Below are 18,121 nucleotides of genomic sequence, written 5' to 3'. Positions count from 1 at the left end.
CTGCCAACCTACTGGCCGCGCGGGCGGTGCAGGCGCACGTTCGGGCTATCGCCGCCGTTCGTCGGCGGGTGTGAGGTCGAGCCCCGCGGGCGGACGCAACCGGCGCAGGGTGCCGTCCATGCTCGTCACGTAGAGCACCCAGCCGTCGCCGTCGCGCACGATGCGCACCGATGTCGCGCCGTCCGGCGGATTGCGGAAAGGCCCCGGCTTGATCAGTCCGGTGATGATGGCGCACGCCGCGCCGCTGGCCGTGTCGATCCGATAGACGGCCCCCAGCGCGTGATCGGCGACGAACAGCTGACCGTCGCGGGTGGCCTCCATGTCGTCGGGCAGCGCGAGCAGCTGCGGAACGCCCGAGACGACGGTCCAGCTGTTGGGGGCGTCCAGCGGGATGCGGAAGACCTTCAGCTCCAGGCTGTCGGTGAAGACGGACCGGCCGTCGGGCGCGAGCGCGAGTCCGTTGGTCAACGGCAGCGCCGACCAGGTTTTCGTGTACTCGCCGGTAGACGGGCGGTAGCGCGAGATGCCGGTCGGCGAGCCCTTGATGCCGAGGGTGGTGAACAGCAGGTCACCGTCGGGGAGCACCAGCAGGCCGTTCGGTCCGTTCAGGCCCGTGAGCAGGACCTCGACCGCGCCGGTGTCGATGTCGTAGCGCTGCAGCGTGCCCGGCGGAACGTCCAGGCCGTCGCCGGTCAGGTAGTACACCGAGCGGCCGGCCACGCGCACGCCCGCGGGGTTGTCGAGCCCGGTCACCAGGTGTTCGAAGCGGCCGGAGGCGTCGACGTGGGCGAGGAAGCCATCGTTGATGCCGGTGACGTAGAACCCGCCCGCGCCGTCGCTGTCCAGATTCTCCAGCTTGCCGACGCCCTCGACCACGGTCTCGGCGACCCACCCCTGCGCACACGACGTGGGCACGAAATTCGCCTGCGCCGTTGGCGATCCGATCGCCAGTCCGGCCGCGATCGTCGACACCGCGACGACGAGGTGCTTGATCCCCATCCCTAATGGCATGCGGCATACGCTAACACCGCCTCGCGACGACGCGACCTGCTCGAAGACCCTTGCGGTCGCGTCATTCCCGGCCGAGCCAGTCCTGGATGGCGTCTCGCTGCACTCCGGGTTGGCCTTCACATCCATGTCAATACCTAACTTCTGCGGCATGACTGCGATTCCCCTGACCACCACCGTCACCGGCGCCGGGCCCGGCATTGTCCTCGCGCACGGGGCGAGCGGCTCGATCGAGAGCAATTTCGGCGGCATCGTTGCGGCGCTGGCCGCGACGCACACCGTTGTGGCCTCCGATTACCCGGGCGACGACACCCGGCTCGATCTCGACGGACTGGCCGACGCCCTGGTCGCGGCCGCGGTGGACGCGGGCGTCGAGACCTTCACCGTCATCGGGTTCTCGCTCGGCACCACGGTGGCGGTGCGGGCCGCGGTGCGCCATCCCGGCCGGGTGCGCGGACTACTGCTGGCCGCGGGCTTTTCGAAGGCGGACAATCGCGCCAGGATCATCGCCCAGGCCTGGCAGGATCTGCTCGATCTCGGCGACACCGAGACCTTCGCGCGCCTCGCGGCCCTGGTCGGCTTCTCGGCGGATTTTCTCGGCTCGCTGCCCGCCGCCGAGGTCGACGCACTGATCCGGCAGACCCGCCGCGGCCGTTCCCGGCGGGACGAGGCAGCAAGCCTCCCTGATCGAAAACGTCGACACCACAGCCGATCTGGCCGATATCGCCGTGCCGACCTTGGTGCTGAACACCACCGCCGACCTGCTGATCGACCCGGCCAATTCGCGCGCGCTGGCCGCGGCCATTCCGGGCGCGGAGTACGCCGAGATCGAGGCCGGGCATGTGCTCATGATCGAGCAGCCCGAGCAGTGGTGGAAGACGGTCGACGAGTTCCTGCGTCGGCACCGGCTCTAGGTTCAGCCGAGATGCTTTGCGCGCGGCCACAGTTCGCTCCAGGGTGCGCGCAGCTCACGGCAGACGAACAGCGGCTCGCCCTGCTCGTCGTTATCGATGCCGAGGCCGTTGTCGAGGCGACCCGCCGGTTCGACGGCGGCGCACAGCTCGGCGAGCTGGTCGCGTTCGATGCCGACGGCGAGCACCTCGGTGGCGGTATCGGGAGGCGGGCCCCACCACCAGTAGGCGTTGTGGCCGGAGTGCGGTGTCGGCAGGTCGTAGGGCGCGCCGAAGCGTTCGATCGCGCCCGCCTCGCCGTAGTTGGCCGTGAGCACGGCGACATCGGGGCCCAAACCCGCACGGACAGAGCCGATTCGGCGGACGAACTCCGGCCATCCGATGGTCTCCCCCGCGTCGTAGTTGACCGCGAGCACCGGCGACTCGGGCAGCGCCGGGACCGGAAGAACGGGCAGGAACAATACCGCCGAGCCGAGCGCGTTCACCGTCACGACCGCGCCGACCCCCGCCCAGCGCTCACGCCGCCGACCGAGCCAGGCCGCGAGCGGCACAGCACCGGCGGCGAGCAGGATCGGATACATCCCGCCCATGTAATAGGCCTTCCCTCCGGTCACCAGGAAGACGACGAAGAGCAGTCCGTAGGCGACCGGGAAAGCGCGATAGCGCGGTTCCCGCCAGAGCCGCCACAGCCCGTAGATCCACAGCGGTGTCAGCAGCGGCCCCATCAGCCCGAATTGCAACAGCACGAACATGATCGGCGAATCGGACGTGCCGGACGAGCCACCCGCGATCGCCCGCCCCACATCCCACTGCGGCCATCCATTGTGCGCCTGCCACCACAGATACGGCAGCCAGAGCACGGTCGCCAGCCCGACCGCCGCGGGAAAGTACCTGGTCGCCAAGACCTTTCGCGGACCGACCATGAGCAACGCGATCACCAGCGCCGCGGCGGGAAAGATCAGCAGCGATTTGTTCAGCAGGCCGAGCCCGGCCACCAGCCCGATCGCAAGCCACCAGCGGGGATCGGGGCGGCGATCGGTCGCCGCGCCGTCCCCGGCAGGGTCTCGCAGCAAGCGCAGCACCAGCAACCCGAGCAACGCCCACGCCGCGAGATCGAACACCGCCGTGCTCAGCAAGTGCCCCGCACCCTGCACCAGCGCGGCGCTCGCAACCGCCGCCGCGGCCAGCGCCTGCGCCGCGCGACCGCCGCCGAACTCCCGGGCCATCAGCCCGGCGCAGACCACCACGAGGGTCGCCGCGAGCACGGCGGGGGCCCGTAGCAGCGGTAACGATTCGGGATCGATCGCCGACATCGCCCTGGCCACCAGCGGGGTGAACGGCGGCTGATCCGCATAACCCCACGCGGGATGCCTGCCCGCCGCGAGGAAGTACAGCTCATCGCGGTGGTAGCCGTACCGATTCGAGAACGCGACCAGCACGACGGCGAAAATCCCCGCCACCCAGTACATCCGGTCACCATGACACAGTTGCCGCGCGGTCGGCCACCATGACACAGCCCCGTGCATCCGGCTATACATGCGGCCCTTGGCATCTCCGGCCCGACGCGCTGCGTCCCAAGAAGCAGCGGCCCAGAAAGCACAGCGACCCGATGCGCCGCCCTCCCAGCGGCCGACACCGCGTCGACCAGCTCCGCGGGGCCACACACCATCCGACGCGACAGCCCCGCGGAACCGCCTCCGTCAGCCCGCGCCACCCGGCCGCGCGGAGCCGGTACCCGAACCCGACGCGGATCCGGACCCGCCGGAGCCCGAGCCCGCCGAGCCGGACGGGAAGCCGACCTCGCCCGATCCGAGATCGATACCCGTCCCCGCCTCACCCGAGCCGAAGTCCAGTACCGGTGCGCCGGAGCCGAAGTCGACCCGCGGCGGCCCGCCGGGATCCACATCGATGGGCTGCAACGGCAGACCGGGCGCGGCGACCGCCGCGGGGGCGCTCAGCCCCACCGCTACCGCGAACCCGACCAATACCACAAGCCGTTTCATGAACAAGACCTCCATTTCGGGGGCAGACAACGTGCCGCCACGGTAGCCGAATCCACTCGTTTGTGAAGCGCATTCGTTTCACTATTTGCCAATCGTGAGGTATCACTGAAAAAACAGCGGCCACCTGGGATCGGGAGGCGAATCGGTCGTCCGTCCAGCAACTGCTGGCAACCTCCGGCAGCATCGACCCGAAAGGCCGCTCGACGGCCTTCTTACTCTGGAGTAAGATAGCCTTACTCAGGAGTAAGATAGCTGGGGCAAGACCTCACCCCACCCACCCGAGAAAACAGGTGATGATGAGCACCCGAGACAGCGCAACGAAGCGGCGTCCAGACACGTCCGCCGTCGGCCTCAACCAGCCCAAGCGGGACTGGATGGGTGCCGCCATGCGGGCCATGACCACCCTCACCGGGTCGGAGCTCGCCGAGAAGTACAACCTGCGCAAGCCGATCGAGCGAGTCACCTACGAAGGCACCAAGACCGGCTTCCGCACCTTGGGTGCGGCCACCCGCGCGTTCAGCAAGATCGCCGGTGGCGGCGCGCCGAAGCGGCTCGCGGACAACGAGTCGAGGAAGAAGGATCTCTTCGACATCACCCCGTCCGACGAACAGCAGATGATCGTCGAGACGGTGCGGGAATTCGCCGCCGAGATCCTGCGCCCCGCGGCCTACGAGGCCGACAACTCCGCCAAGGCGCCGCGCGACCTGCTCGAGCGCGCGGCCGAACTCGGCATCACCCTGATCAATGTGCCCGAGGAGCTCGAGGGTGCGGCCTCCGAACGCGGCGCGGTCACCAACTCGATGGTCGCCGAGGCGCTCGCGCACGGTGACATGGGTCTGGCGCTGCCGATCCTGGCGCCGAGCGGCGTCGCGGTCGCGCTCTCGCAGTGGGGCACCGATTCTCAGCAGAAGACCTACCTGCCCGCCTTCACCGGGGAGAACGTCCCGCAGGCCTCGGTCGTGATCAACGAGCCGCGCCCGCTGTTCGACCCGTTCGCGCTGCAGACCAAGGCCACGCGTTCGCCGAGCGGCTACCGCCTCAACGGCGTCAAGAGCCTGGTGCCCGCCGCCGCGGACGCCGAGCTGTTCCTGATCGCCGCCGAGCTCGACGGCCGCCCCGCGCTCTTCATCGTCGAGTCCGACGCCCCGGGCCTGGTCGTGGAGGCCGACCCGAGCATGGGTCTGCGCGCCGCGGGCATCGGCCGCCTGCTGCTCAACGACGTGGCCGTGGCCGCCGACGCCATCCTCGGCGACGGTGATGCCAAGACCCGCGCCGAGGACTACGCCGACGCGGTGCGCCTCGCGCGTCTGGGCTGGGCTTCGCTCGCCGCGGGCACCGGCCAGGCCGTGCTGGACTACGTGATTCCCTACGTCAACGAGCGCGAGGCGTTCGGCGAGCCGATCTCGCACCGCCAGGCGGTCGCGTTCATGGTCGCCAACATCGCCATCGAACTCGACGGTCTGCGGCTCGTGACCCTGCGGGGTGCGTCGCGCGCCGAGCAGGGCCTTTCCTTCGGCCGCGAGGCGGCGCTGGCACGCAAGCTGGCCACCGACAAGGGCATGCAGATCGGCCTGGACGGCGTGCAGCTGCTCGGCGGCCACGGCTTCACCAAGGAACACCCGGTCGAGCGCTGGTACCGCGATCTGCGGGCCATCGGCGTCGCCGAGGGTGTCGTGCTCATCTGACCGGCTCGTTCCTTCTTTCAGGAGACCTTCCACAATGATCAATCTCGAACTCCCCAAGAAGCTGCGGGCCAGCGCCAACCAGGCCCACCAGGTCGCCTCGGAGATCTTCCGGCCGATCTCGCGCAAATACGACCTCGGCGAGCACGAGTACCCGGTCGAGCTGGACACCATGGCCGCCATGGTCGAGGGCTTGGCCGACTCCGGCACCCAGAAGATCGGCGGCGCCGCGGGCGGCCGCTCCGGAGAGTCCGACGCGCACGCCACCGAGTTGCTCGGAAACACCAACGGCGGCAACATGTCCGCGCTGCTGAACGCGCTGGAGACCTCCTGGGGCGACGTCGGCCTGATGCTGTCGATCCCCTATCAGGGCCTGGGCAATGCGGCCATCGCGGCCGTCGCCACCGACGAGCAGCTGAAGCGTTTCGGCAAGGTGTGGGCCGCGATGGCCATCACCGAGCCGTCCTTCGGTTCCGACTCCGCCGCCGTCACCACCACCGCCGTGCGCGACGGTGACGAATGGGTGCTCAACGGCGAGAAGATCTTCGTCACCGCCGGTCAGCGCGCCACCCACATCGTGGTGTGGGCGTCCGTCGACAAGAGCTTGGGCCGCGCGGCGATCAAGTCGTTCGTCGTGCCGCGGGACGCTCCGGGTCTTTCGGTGGCGCGCCTCGAGCACAAGCTCGGCATCAAGGCCTCCGACACCGCCGTACTCCTGTTGCAGGACTGCCGGATTCCCGCCGACAACATCCTCGGCAGCCCGGAAGTCAACGTGGAGAAGGGTTTTGCCGGGGTCATGCAGACCTTCGACAACACCCGTCCGCTGGTGGCCGCGATGGCCGTCGGCGTGGCCCGTGCCGCGCTCGAGGAGCTGCGTGCCATCCTGACCGCCGCGGGTATCGAGATCTCCTACGACACCCCGGCGATCAACCAGCACGCCGCGGCCGCCGAATTCCTGCGCATGGAAGCCGATTACGAGTCCGCCTACCTGCTCTCGCTGCGCGCGGCGTGGATGGCCGACAACAAGAAGCCCAACTCGCTGGAAGCCTCCATGTCGAAGGCCAAGGCGGGCCGCACCGGCACCGACGTCACCCTCAAGGCCGTCGAACTGGCGGGCACCCTCGGCTACTCCCAGCGCACCCTGCTGGAGAAGTGGGGCCGCGACTCGAAGATCCTCGACATCTTCGAAGGCACCCAGCAGATCCAGCAGCTCATCGTCGCGCGCCGCGTGCTCGGCAAGACCAGCTCCGAGCTGAAGTGACGCGCTAGCGGGAGATTACAGAGAACCGGTGCGGGGTTGGGTGGCCCCGCACCGGTTTTCTGTTTCGGGGTGGGGTTGTGGTTGGGGTTCGGGGATCGGCTAGGGTCTCGGGGTCACCGCGAATCTGCGGACGAATTTCAGTAAGGGCTGTACCAAGGACTCTGGCAAGGAGATTGGTTATGCGTCGACTGAGTTTCAAGCGTCATCTCACCGCGGCGGCGGCCGTTTCGGCTGTGTTGGCGACGGTGTTCAGCGGAAGTGCGGCGGCGGAGCCCGAGCTGCCGACCATCGACTGGAGCGTTGCGGTGCAGATGCTTCGCGAAGCGGCCGAGGGCAATCCGATGGCGGAGGAGGCCATCGATCGCCTGCTCGCCCAGCAGGGCAGGGTGCCTGCGACCAGCACGGTCGCGCTGCCCGCCCAGCCGTTCCAGGTTCCGGCACAGTCCGACATCGGGCGCGGCGCAGGCCCCGGCGTGTACGGATCGGGTATCGCACTGGGCACGGACGGTTTCCGCCTCGCCTTCTTCGGCGGCCCCGGCACCATCTCGCCGAATCAAGGCGGCGCCAAGCTGGAAGCGTTGTGGGTCAATCTGTCCAGCGGCCGCAGCGGCACCGAGGTGCTCTACGAACACAACGACGTACCGGTGGACACGACCATCCGCTCGCGGGCGCTCGACCTGGGCCCCGGCATGATCGTCTCGGCGGTGTACGGAACCCTGTGGCACCGTTGGTCGGTCCCGGTCAGCGACGCCAACCCGGACGGGTTCCAGTATCAGCGCGGCACCATCTCGATCCCCTCGATGGGCGCGGTCTACAACTGAGCCGTCGTGCGTCGCGGCGGCCGCCACCACCGCGACGCACATCCGAATTCCCCGACGCCGGTTCTCTCAGTTCCGCCCGGAATCGCCTGTCTCGGCGGCCAATCGGCGGGCCGCTTCCGCCATCAGAATGCGGTCGCGGCGTTCCTCGAACCGCGCCGCTTCGCGCTCCAGCTTCTCCAGAAACGCGGCGAGTTCCGCGCGGAACCGTTCACCGCGAGCGCCGAAATCGTTGCGTTCGAAGATATTCCATTTGCGCATCACCGGAAGTAGCACGTCGTCCAGGTGCTGGCGCGGATCGTAGATGCCGTGTTTGGCGATGAGCGCGGCCTTGCGGCGGAAGTCGGGCATGCCGACGCCGGGCATCTGGAACTTCCGCACGATCATCGAAATCGCTTCCAGCGCTTGGTCCGGCGAGAGATCCAGAGCGGCCCCGCACATGTTGCGATAGAAGACCATGTGCAGGTTCTCGTCGGCGGCGATGCGTTGCAGCATCTTGTCGGCGATCGCGTCGTCGCACACCCTGCCGGTGTTGCGATGGCTGACCCGCGTGGCCAGCTCCTGGAACGTCACATACGCCAAGCCGTAGAGCACGTTGGTGTCGTCCCAGGTGGCGGGCGTGTCGGCGCCCTTGGTCATGTGCACCATGCGCGCGTGTTCCAGCGCGACCGGATCGACTCCCCTGGTGACCACCAGGTAGTCGCGCATCGCGATGCCGTGCCGGTTCTCCTCGGCGGTCCACCGGCCGACCCAGCTGCCCCACGCACCGTCCCTGGAGAAGTTCTCGGCGATCTCGCGGTGGTAGGAGGGCAGGTTGTCCTCGGTGAGCAGGTTGACCACCATGGCGGCCTTGGCCACCTCGGACAATCGTGACTGGTCCGGTTCCCAGTCGGCGCCGCCCATCGCCGCGAAGTTGCGTCCCTCGCTCCACGGCACGTACTCGTGCGGGTGCCAGCTCTTGGCCGTCGCCAGGTGCCGGTTCAGCTCGCGCTCGACGGTCGGCTCCAGCTCGATCAGTAGTTCCAGTTGGGTCAGATTCCTCGACATGCTCGTGTCCCCTCCGGGCGGCGAGTGTCGTTCGGCAGTCCGGGCAGGTGGCGAGGCGCAAGCGCGGGACAACGGCGCCGCCCGGGAGGACCCGCACCAGCTGAGCCCCGTCGCACTCCATTGTCTCATTGTCCGCTTTGTCGGCTTTAGTTGTGACCCATGACACGTTCGCTGCTACGGTAGGCATCCACATAACCGGATCGCGAGGGCGAGTGCCGACGCGAAATGTCAGTGGAGGTGTTCGAGTGAGCGTCGCGCGTGCGCTGGAAACCGTGAAGGCTCTGGGGTTGCTACGGGCTCGCGGAGTCAGCGATCCCAAGGCACCGTTGGAAACCCTGCGAACCATGAAGGAGACCAGGATCTACGGCCCGCAGGCCGCTCTGGTCCGGCATTCCGCCCGCATCGCGCCCGACCGGATCGCCCTCGCCGACGAGCGCGGTGAGCTGACCTATCGCGAGCTGGACGAGCAGTCCACGGCTGTCGCCCGCGGCCTGCACGCCGCCGGGATCACCGAGGGCACCGTGATCGGCGTGCTGGCGCGTGACCACCGCGGCCTGATCATGTCGATGATCGCCGCGGGCAAGCTGGGCGCCCGGATCGCGCTGATGAATACCGGCTTCGCCAAGCCGCAGTTCGCCGAGGTGTGCGTCCGCGAGAAGGTCAAGGCGGTGCTGCACGACAGCGAGTTCCTCGGCCTGCTCGACGCGCTGCCCGCGGACCTGCCGCGCTACCTGACCTGGGTGGACGAGGGCGCCCAGCTGCCTGCGGGCGCGCAGACCTTCGACGACCTGATCGCTTCGAACTCCAGCGAGCCGCTGCCCGCCCCCGGCAAGCCCGGCGGCTTCATCATCCTGACCAGCGGCACCACCGGCCTGCCCAAGGGCGCGCCGCGCACCAAGGTGACGCCGATGGCCACCGCGCAGTTCATCGACCGCATCCCGTTCCAGAAGTTCGGCACGATGGTGATCGTCTCGCCGATCTTCCACAGCACCGGCCTCGGCACTTGGCTGGTGGGCTCGGTGCTGTCCAACAAGATCGTGATGCGCCGCCGCTTCGACGCCGAGGCCACCCTGAAGATGGTGTCCGACCACAAGGCCGACATTCTGGTCGCGGTGCCGACCATGCTGCACCGCATGGTCGAGCTGCCCGAGGAGGTGCGCGCCAAGTACGACACCTCGTCGCTGAAGGCCATCGTGCTCGCCGGTTCCGCGCTCTCGCCCGAGCTGTGCATCCGCGCCGCCGAGGTATTCGGCCCGGTGCTGCACAACCTGTACGGCTCGACCGAGGTCGCGATCGCCACCATCGCCAAGCCGGAGGAACTGGCGCAGGCCCCCGGCACCGTCGGTCGCCCGCCGATCACCTGCGATGTGCGGCTCTACGACGACAACGACAAGCCGGTCACCGGCCGCAATGTCACCGCGCGCATCTTCGTCCGCAGCGGCGCCCCGTTCGAGGGCTACACCGACGGCAGGAACAAGCAGATCATCGACGGCTACATGTCCAGCGGCGATGTCGGCCACTTCGATGACAACGGCCTGCTCATGGTGGACGGCCGCGACGACGACATGATCGTCTCCGGCGGCGAGAACGTCTTCCCGCAGGAGGTGGAGAACCTGCTGCTGGAGCGCCCCGACGTGTTCGACGCCGCCGTAATCGGCGTGGACGACGTGGAATTCGGCAAACGGCTGCGCGCCTTCATCGTCGCCGAGCCCGGCCACACGCCCGACGGCGAGGCGCTCAAGGCCTACGTCAAGGACAACCTGGCCAGGTACAAGGTGCCGCGCGAGGTGATCTTCCTCGACGATCTGCCGCGCAACCCCACCGGGAAGCTGCTGCGCCGGGTGTTGGTGGAGTACCAGGTCGAGGCCTGATCGGTCCGGGTCGCGAATCGAAGCCGTTGCGGCGCAATCCGATTCGCGACCCGAGAGGTACTCGAGAGAGAAGACCTCCGCGCGGTGAGACGGATGACACACTCGGTAACAGATGCTTGCTATTGTTAGCGCCAGCACTGGATCTCGAAGTTGCGGTCCACACCACCCCGAGTCCCGGTGGATGGGCCGCGGAAGGTTGTCCTCTATGTCTTTGTCCTTTCCCGCGCTCGGCGGTTCCGTTCGCAAGGCCGGTGACCTCGCGCAAGGCGTGAACATCATGGTGAAGCGGGGCCTGTTCAACCCGCTGCGCCCGGACCACGCCGCACGTTCGGCGTTCAACGTGCTGAAGTTCGGTCCGTTCGCCGGCGTCGTCATGCACGCCGCGCAGACCAGGCCGTACGCGGCCGCCATCGTGGACGAGCGCGGCGAGCTGACGTTCGGTCAGCTCAACGAGCAGTCCAACGCCTTCGCGCGCGGGCTCGAAGCGCAAGGCATCAAGGCGGGCGACGTCGTCGCCGTACTGGCGCGCGACCATCGCGGCATGGTGCTCAGCCTGCTGGCCGCGGGCAAGCTCGGCGTGCGCGCGGTGCTGATGAACACCGGATTCGCCAAGCCGCAGTTCGCCGACGTCGCCACGCGCGAGAAGGTCAAGGCCGTGCTGCACGACAGCGAGTTCCTCGACCTGATGAGCGCCATCCCCGCCGAGATTCCGCGCATCCTGACCTGGGTGGACGAGAAGGACAACGCCGACCCGTCGATCCCGAACGTCGAATCGCTGTCCGCGGGCCGCTCCACCGCGCCGCTGCCCGCACCGGCCAAGCCCGGCGGCATGGTCATCCTGACCAGCGGCACCACCGGCACCCCGAAGGGCGCGCCGCGCGACCGGGTCAGCCCGTTCGCCTCGGCGCAGTTCGTCGACCGGGTGCCGCTGCCCGCCAACGGCACGATGGTCATGGCCGCGCCGATCTTCCACGGCACCGGCCTCTCCCAGTTCACCCTCGGTCTGGCGCTGGGCAACCGGGTCGTCTTCCAGCAGCGTCGCTTCAACCCCGAGCAGACGCTCGCCAATATCGAGAAGTACCGCGCGGACTCGCTGGTTGTCGTGCCGACCATGCTGCAGCGCATCCTCGATCTCGGCGACGAGGTGCTCGCCAAGTACGACGTGCGCACCATCAAGGTGATCTTCGCGGCGGGCTCTGCCATCGCGCCCGACGTGGTCACCCGCACGCTGGACCACTTCAACGACAGCCTCTACAACCTGTACGGCTCCACCGAGTGCGCGGTGATGACCGTGGCCACCCCGGCGGATATGCGCAAGTCGCCGACCACCGCGGGCCGCGCACCCGTCGGCATCCGCATCGTGCTGCTCGACGAGAACCGCAAGCCGATCACCCAGCCGAACGTCACCGGAACCATCTTCGTGGACAACGGTTTCGCGTTCACCGGCTACACCGACGGACGCACCAAGGAGATCGTCGACGGCATGATGTCGAGCGGCGACGTCGGGCACTTCGACACCGACGGCCTGCTCTACATCGACGGCCGCGACGACGACATGATCGTCTCCGGCGGCGAGAACGTCTTCCCGCTCGAGGTGGAGAACCTGATCGCCGGGCGCGATGACATCTTCGAGGCCGCGGTGGTCGGCGTCGACGATCGCGAATACGGAAAGCGGTTGCGCGCGTTCGTCGTCCCCGGCCCGGAGTCCAAGCGCGATGCGCAGGAGATCAAGGACTACGTCAGGGCGAACCTCGCCCGCTACAAGGTGCCGCGCGAGGTGATCTTCCTCGACGAACTGCCGCGCAACGCGACCGGCAAGCTGCTGCGCAAGCCGCTGATCGAGATGGAGATCGAGAACTGACCTCCTGACCGTTCGCGCGGCGCCCTGTTCACCGAACGGGGGCGCCGCGCGGCTGTCGACCGCCCGGTCTGCTCGTATTAGGCTTGCGCGAGAAGGCAGTTCGAGCGACAGGGGCGCGATGTCCACCGTGATCGGCAAGGGTGGGAATGTCGCGCTGGGCGGCGGGCGACTGCACGTGACCGTGGCGCCCGCCGGTATCGATCTCTCGGTGCTGTGCGTGCGCGACCACGGCAAGGTCGGTGACGACAGCGAATTCGTCTTCTACAACCAGCCGGTCTCGCCGGACGGGGCGGTGCGCCTGACCGACGGCGCGATCTGCATCGACCTGCCCAGCGTCGGCCCGGTCACTGACCGGCTGGTGGTGGCGGCCTCGGTGGACAACGGTGTGTTCGGCGGCATTCCGCTCGCGGTCCGCATCACCGAGGACGGCGGGCTCGCCCACGATCTGCCGATCACCGGGCTGAGTTCGGAGACCACCGTCATCCTCGGCGAGGTGTATCGCCGGGCGAACGGCTGGAAGCTACGCAACGTGGCGCAGGGTTATGCCACCGGGTTGGCCGGGCTGGCTACCGATTTCGGTATCTCCGTCGACGACGAGGCCGAAGCGCGGGGTGTGGCTTCCCCTGCCGCACAGCACTTTTCGCCATCGTCGGTCCAGCCCGCAGCGTCACACACCCCCGCGTACGGACAGCCGCCCATCCCGCCCACCGGGTCGCCCGCGAGCGCATCGTTCGGGCAGCCGCCCATCCCGCCCACCGGGTCGCCCGCGAGCGCATCGTTCGGGCAGCCGCCTACCGCCTCACCCCACGCTGGGTCGTTCGGCCAGCCGCCAGTCCCGCCCACCGGGTCGCCCGCGGGCGCATCGTTCGGGCAGCGGCCTACCGCGCCACCCCACGCTGCGTCGTTCGGCCAGCCGCCTGTCCCACCCGCCGGGCCCACCGCGGGCGCGTCGTTCGGACATCCGCCTGCCGCCCCACCCCACGCGTCGTTCGGTGAGCCGCCTGTCCCACCCGCCGGGCCCACCGCGGGCGCGTCGTTCGGTCAGCCGCCCACTGGGCCATCGTCCGGCGCGAACTTCGGCGCGCCGCCCGGCCCGTATCAGGCTGGAACGCAACCATTTCCGCCGCCACCCGCACCACCTGGCGGGTCGTCACCCGGGCAGCCGCCTGCCGCGCCGCCCCACGCTGGGTCGCCCGCCGGATCTCCTCCAGGCGCAACTTTCGGCACGCCACCCGGCTCGTATCAAGCCGGAGCGCAACCATTTCCGCCGCCACCCCCGCCGCCCACCGGGACATCGCCCGCAGCCAGTTTCGGATCGTCGGCGGACTCGTACCAGGCTGCCCCGCAATCGTTCCCGCCCCCGCCTGTGCCGCCCGGCGGAGCAAGTTTCGGCTCGCCGCCGGACTCGCGTGCCGCGCAAGCTTTTCCACTGCCAGCCTCGCCGCAGGGAATGCCTCCGCAGAGCCCACCGCAACCAGGTACACCACCACCCGGCGTGAACTTCACCAAGGGCGCGGTCACCCTCACCAAGAACGCTCCTCCGGTCCTGCTGGAGAAGGCCCCGGTGATCCGACTACGGGTGGCATGGGCCAGCGGCACCGACTACGAGGCCTACGCCCTGATCGTGCTGAACACCGGCGAGGTAGTGCACGTCGCCACTTTCGACGCCAAGGACACCCCGGCGAACCCGCAATACCGCGATCTGGTCCGGCACCTCGGCGACCGCGGCAGGGGCCATGTCCGCCGCGGCGGCGGGCAGACCGAGGAGATCATCGAGGTCCGCTTCGCTCCCGAGATCGTCGCGATCGTGCCTGTCGCCTACTCGGCGATCAACAACGGCACCGGGTCCTTCTTCAAGTACCGGGTCTCGCTCGCCATCGAGAATGGCGCCGACCAAGTGGTGATCCCCGCCGATCAGGCGAAGAAGTCCAGCTGGATCTTCACGTGCGTGCCCGGCATCGTCTACAACCGTCCCGAGGGCGTGCTCATCGAACGGCTGGAGCTCTACAGCAAGCGGTTCTCCGAATTCCGGCCCGCGGCGTTCCTGCAACCCGACGGCCGCGTCGAGGTGAGGATGGACAAGGGCCCCATCAATCAGTTCAAGGCCGACCGGACCTGACCGGCGGAAATCTTCCATGCGGAAACGCCTGGTCGAAGCCGATTTCCGGCGGCTGCTCGGTGTGGTCGGCGACGAGTAACAGGTCCGTTATCATCAGCGGGTGAGTATCGAGTTCGACCGGTCGGCTGCGGGACGTCGCAGCGCCGTCGCGCGGCTGCGCGGCGGGTCGGCCGGTGCGATCTCGGGAACGGTCTCCATCGCGGCCCACGGCTGGGCCTCGGGCGGCATGGCCCCCGACAGCACCACTCTCGCCCTGCTCACCGCGGCCTCCGCGGTCGTCGGCGCGCTGGTGGCCGGGCTCGCGCCGCTGCGCGACACCGCGGCGGGTCTGATCACGGCACTGGTCGGCGGGCAGCTGCTCGGCCACGTCGCGATGGGATTCAGCTCCGGGCACCTGCACCACGGCGACGCCCAGCTGACCCCGCAGATGCTCGCCGCGCACATCGTCGCCGCCTGCGTGGCCGCGGTCGTCATCCGCGGCGCCGAGGCGGCCTATCGGATCGGCACCGCCATCCTGGCCCGGGTGCTGCCGGTGCGCCATCGCGTACCCGTCATCCCCGATCCGGCTCCGCTGCGCACCACCCACCGCGACCGCGTCATCCTGCGGATTCTTGCCGCCGAGACGCTGCGCACCCGCGGCCCGCCGCGGCTCGTTCACGTCTGATTTCACCCACACCCGGTGCACGAACGCGCTGTGCGCGTTCCGCCGTCGTCCCGCGTTCCGGCGCGGATCCGTCGCGCGCGTCCTGCACTCTCGCCGCAGGCGATGTCACACATTCGGCCCGTCGAGCACTCCTCGGTACGGCCGGTGTACTTCGCGCGCCGCGAGGCCTCGCACGCACCGAGTTTTCCGAACCTCAGAAACGAAACGACCGTGAGCACAACAGAAACCATCACCCCCGACGCCGAATCCTCGGCGTCGCCTCCCGAATCCGCCGGGCGGCGCAAGCCCTCGGCCCGCAACGGCTTGCAGGCGCTGGCCATGCGGCTGCACTTCTACGCGGGCGTCTTCGTGGCGCCCTTCATCCTGATCGCGGCCGTCACCGGCGCGCTCTACGCCATTTCGCCGACCCTGGAGGCCTTCGTCTCCCGTGACCTGCTGACGGTCGAACCGGGCGAAGCGGCCCGGCCGCTCTCGGAGCAGGTCAGCGCCGCCGTGGCGACCAGGCCCGACCTGGCGCTGGCCGCGGTCTCGCCCGCGCCGGGAGCCGAGGACACCACCCGGGTCATCTTCACCGATCCTTCGCTGGGCGAATCCGAGCGCCGCGCGGTGTTCGTCAACCCCTACACCGCCCAGCCGGTCGGCGAATCCGTCGTCTACGGCAGCTCGGGAGCACTGCCGCTGCGCACCTGGATCGACAAGCTGCACCGCGATCTGCACCTCGGTGAACCCGGCAGGCTCTACAGCGAACTCGCCGCCTCGTGGCTGTGGGTCATCGCGCTGGCCGGTCTGGTGCTGTGGTTCCGCCGGGTCCGCGCGCGCAAGCAGCGCAACTCGGCCGCCTGGCTGTTCGCCCCCGACCGCTCCAAGAGCGGCCGCGGCCGGACGATGAACTGGCACGGGGCCATCGGCGTCTGGATCCTGCCGCTGATCCTGCTGCTCTCGGCCACCGGCATGACCTGGTCCACCTACGCGGGCGAGAACATCACCGAGCTGCGCGAGCAACTCAGCTGGACCACGCCCGCCGTGAGCACCGCCATGCCCGGCTCGACCGCGCCCGATCACTCCTCCGGCGGCGACCACCACGGCGGCGGGCACGCACCGGCGCCGCAGCCCGCCGACCCGCAGGCCCGTATCGCGCAGGTGGATCGGGTGTACGAAGCCGCCCGTGCCGCGGGCGTGACCCAGGCGGTGGAGATCGCGATTCCGGCGAAGCCGGACAAGGCCTTCGCCGTGAAGGAACGGCGCATGCCGGGCACGTACACCGTCGACGCGGTCGCGGTGGACGGCGCCACCGGCAGCATCACCGACCGGCTGGCCTTCGCCGACTGGCCGCTGATGGCCAAGCTCACCAACTGGGGCATCGCGTTCCACATGGGCTTGTTGTTCGGTCTGCCGAATCAGCTGCTGCTGCTCGCCGCGATGATCGGCCTGATCGTGGTGATCGTCTTCGGCTACCTGATGTGGTGGCGTCGTCGGCCGACCCGCGGTTCGCGTCTCGCACTCGGCCGGGCTCCGCGCCGCGGCGCGGTGCGCGCCACTTCGCCGTGGCTCGCGCTGCCCGTGCTGGGCGCCGCGTTGGTCGTCGGCTGGTTCGTGCCGCTCGTCGGCCTGAGCCTGCTCGCGTTCCTGGCCGTGGACGTCACGGTCGGGCTCGTCGGACGGCTGCGCGCCACCGCTTCCTGATCCCCCAGTGAAAACCGCGCCGGGCGGACCACCCCGGCGAGTCACATCACGGCCTGCCCGTTCGTCATAGGTACGGCCGTCGTTCCGTCGCGCCCGCGCGACCCCTCAGACAACACAAGGAATTCACAGCACCATGAAGATCACGAAGTTCGCCATCGCCGCCGCCTTCCTGACCAGCACGATCGGTATCGCTGCGGGCACCGCCTCGGCCGCCCCGCTCGCCGACACGGCCCCCGCCGCCATCAACTTCACGGCGAACGCCACGGAGAACACCTCGATCGTCTCCGTCGACGCGGGCGCGCTCGTCGTCGAGGACAACGCACTGAAGATCAAGGCCGCCGACGGCACCGTCGTCGCGGGCACCCCGCTCACCCTGCGCATCGACGAGTTCGAATTCCCCATCGCCGCAGCGATTTCCGGCCGCACCGCCACTCTCACCCCGCAGTTGTCCATGGACGAGGCCGTCTACCAGCCGGTTGCCCTGCCCTTCGAGGACAAGGCACCGTGGAAGAGCGAATACGAGCGCGAACAGGCGGCCTGGTCCCGCATGACGAGCACCATCAGCATGGGCGCCAGCATCGGCACCCTGGTCGGCGGCCTCGGCGGCGGGGCGGTCGGCTGCGTGCTCGGCGGTATCGTCGGTGCCACGGTCGCCTCGGCCACCATCGTCGGCCTCTTCGGCCCCTTCATCCCCGCCGCGGCGGTCGGCTGCATCGGCGGCATCATCGCCGTCGGCGCCCTCGGCACCCTCGCCGGGCAGATCTTCGTGACGGCTCCGGTGGCGATCGGCGCGGCGATCCAGTACTTCACCACCATCAACCAGCCGTTCAACCCGCCCGCCAAGTGAACCGCTAGAAAGTCCCCTCCCACCTGCGCGAACCCCGTTCGGCCGACGGCCGGGCGGGGTTCGCCGCGTGCTCCCCCACGCCTCACTCCGGCGGACTCGGCTGATCGTCGGCGCGCGGCGCCTCGGGTTCGGTCGGCACGACCGGTCGCAGCAGCACCCAGGTGAGGAAGGCCAGCGCGACGGCGATCATGCCGACCCCCGCCCAGACGTTGACGTTGATACCACCGGTCTTGATCTCCTCGGCGGCGGTGTCGTGGACCAGGCCGGTGACCACCAGGATCACGCCGTAGCAGCCGAGCAGGGCCCCGACGATGGTGCGGATATCGAACAGCATGGGCGGTCTTCC

16 protein-coding genes and 1 pseudogene are annotated in these 18,121 nt (G+C 69.1%); 11 read left to right on the top strand and 6 right to left on the bottom strand.

Annotated features, from left to right (window positions below):
- Positions 1–45: 45 nt before the first annotated feature.
- Positions 46–1,011, bottom strand: a complete 966-nt coding sequence (locus tag NL1_RS17180; RefSeq protein WP_067840556.1) for a Vgb family protein — start codon at positions 1,009–1,011, stop codon at positions 46–48.
- Here NL1_RS17180 and NL1_RS39565 point away from each other — a divergent pair.
- Positions 1,010–1,480: pseudogene (locus NL1_RS39565) on the top strand (alpha/beta fold hydrolase); the annotation flags it as partial. The gene NL1_RS17180 and the pseudogene NL1_RS39565 overlap by 2 nt on opposite strands.
- Here NL1_RS39565 and NL1_RS39560 read toward each other — a convergent pair.
- Positions 1,466–1,759, bottom strand: a complete 294-nt coding sequence (locus NL1_RS39560; RefSeq protein ID WP_245673344.1) for a hypothetical protein — start codon at positions 1,757–1,759, stop codon at positions 1,466–1,468. The pseudogene NL1_RS39565 and the gene NL1_RS39560 overlap by 15 nt on opposite strands.
- Between NL1_RS39560 and NL1_RS39555 the strand changes: the two genes are divergently transcribed.
- Positions 1,737–1,922: an alpha/beta fold hydrolase gene (locus NL1_RS39555; protein ID WP_245673342.1), complete on the top strand. Its 186-nt coding sequence runs from the start codon at positions 1,737–1,739 to the stop codon at positions 1,920–1,922. The two genes, NL1_RS39560 and NL1_RS39555, sit on opposite strands and share 23 nt — an antisense overlap.
- 2 nt (positions 1,923–1,924) lie before the next feature.
- On the opposite strand, the gene NL1_RS17170 is transcribed toward NL1_RS39555, so the two are convergent.
- Positions 1,925–3,388 carry a glycosyltransferase family 39 protein gene (locus NL1_RS17170; RefSeq protein WP_067840555.1) on the bottom strand — a complete coding sequence of 488 codons (1,464 nt, stop codon included), beginning with the start codon at positions 3,386–3,388 and terminating at the stop codon, positions 1,925–1,927.
- 231 nt (positions 3,389–3,619) lie between these two features.
- On the bottom strand, positions 3,620–3,922 hold the full coding sequence (locus tag NL1_RS17165; protein ID WP_156094903.1) for a hypothetical protein: 303 nt from the start codon (positions 3,920–3,922) through the stop codon (positions 3,620–3,622).
- Between the two features lie 290 nt (positions 3,923–4,212).
- On the opposite strand from NL1_RS17165, the gene NL1_RS17160 reads away from it, so the two are divergent.
- From NL1_RS17160 to NL1_RS17150, 3 genes are all read left to right on the top strand, one after another.
- Positions 4,213–5,607 carry an acyl-CoA dehydrogenase family protein gene (locus NL1_RS17160; protein WP_373862565.1) on the top strand — a complete coding sequence of 465 codons (1,395 nt, stop codon included), beginning with the start codon at positions 4,213–4,215 and terminating at the stop codon, positions 5,605–5,607.
- Positions 5,608–5,641: 34 nt separating this feature from the next.
- Positions 5,642–6,865: an acyl-CoA dehydrogenase family protein gene (locus tag NL1_RS17155; RefSeq protein WP_067840549.1), complete on the top strand. Its 1,224-nt coding sequence runs from the start codon at positions 5,642–5,644 to the stop codon at positions 6,863–6,865.
- A 179-nt stretch (positions 6,866–7,044) separates the two neighbouring features.
- Positions 7,045–7,686, top strand: a complete 642-nt coding sequence (locus tag NL1_RS17150) for a hypothetical protein (protein ID WP_067840547.1) — start codon at positions 7,045–7,047, stop codon at positions 7,684–7,686.
- Between the two features lie 66 nt (positions 7,687–7,752).
- Here NL1_RS17150 and NL1_RS17145 read toward each other — a convergent pair whose 3' ends face one another.
- Entirely contained in the window at positions 7,753–8,730 is a 978-nt protein-coding gene (locus tag NL1_RS17145) for an acyl-ACP desaturase (protein WP_067840545.1), read from the bottom strand.
- 245 nt (positions 8,731–8,975) lie between these two features.
- Here NL1_RS17145 and NL1_RS17140 point away from each other — a divergent pair, with 245 nt between their 5' ends.
- The 6 genes from NL1_RS17140 to NL1_RS17105 all read left to right on the top strand — a co-directional run bounded on the left by NL1_RS17140 (position 8,976) and on the right by NL1_RS17105 (position 17,775).
- Entirely contained in the window at positions 8,976–10,601 is a 1,626-nt protein-coding gene (locus NL1_RS17140; RefSeq protein ID WP_084510689.1) for an acyl-CoA synthetase, read from the top strand.
- Positions 10,602–10,806: 205 nt separating this feature from the next.
- Positions 10,807–12,462 carry an acyl-CoA synthetase gene (locus NL1_RS17135; RefSeq protein ID WP_067840541.1) on the top strand — a complete coding sequence of 552 codons (1,656 nt, stop codon included), beginning with the start codon at positions 10,807–10,809 and terminating at the stop codon, positions 12,460–12,462.
- A gap of 118 nt (positions 12,463–12,580) precedes the next feature.
- Positions 12,581–14,581 carry a TerD family protein gene (locus NL1_RS36650; RefSeq protein ID WP_084510688.1) on the top strand — a complete coding sequence of 667 codons (2,001 nt, stop codon included), beginning with the start codon at positions 12,581–12,583 and terminating at the stop codon, positions 14,579–14,581.
- A gap of 100 nt (positions 14,582–14,681) precedes the next feature.
- Positions 14,682–15,245, top strand: a complete 564-nt coding sequence (locus NL1_RS17115; RefSeq protein ID WP_084510687.1) for a hypothetical protein — start codon at positions 14,682–14,684, stop codon at positions 15,243–15,245.
- A gap of 210 nt (positions 15,246–15,455) precedes the next feature.
- Positions 15,456–16,928 (top strand): PepSY-associated TM helix domain-containing protein, encoded by a 1,473-nt coding sequence (locus NL1_RS17110; RefSeq protein ID WP_245673340.1) that lies wholly within the window; start codon positions 15,456–15,458, stop codon positions 16,926–16,928.
- Positions 16,929–17,061: 133 nt separating this feature from the next.
- Positions 17,062–17,775, top strand: a complete 714-nt coding sequence (locus NL1_RS17105) for a DUF8020 domain-containing protein (RefSeq protein ID WP_067840534.1) — start codon at positions 17,062–17,064, stop codon at positions 17,773–17,775.
- A gap of 82 nt (positions 17,776–17,857) precedes the next feature.
- On the opposite strand, the gene NL1_RS17100 is transcribed toward NL1_RS17105, so the two are convergent.
- Complete coding sequence (locus tag NL1_RS17100) at positions 17,858–18,109, bottom strand: hypothetical protein (protein ID WP_067840533.1); 252 nt, start codon at positions 18,107–18,109, stop codon at positions 17,858–17,860.
- Between the last annotated feature and the right edge of the window lie 12 nt (positions 18,110–18,121).

The organism is Nocardia lijiangensis NBRC 108240, from assembly GCF_001613045.1.
In the GTDB taxonomy this organism is placed as follows: Bacteria; Actinomycetota; Actinomycetes; order Mycobacteriales; family Mycobacteriaceae; genus Nocardia; species Nocardia lijiangensis.
The sequence above is the reverse complement of the archived record's forward strand: the minus strand, read 5'-3'. Positions and strand labels throughout refer to the sequence as shown.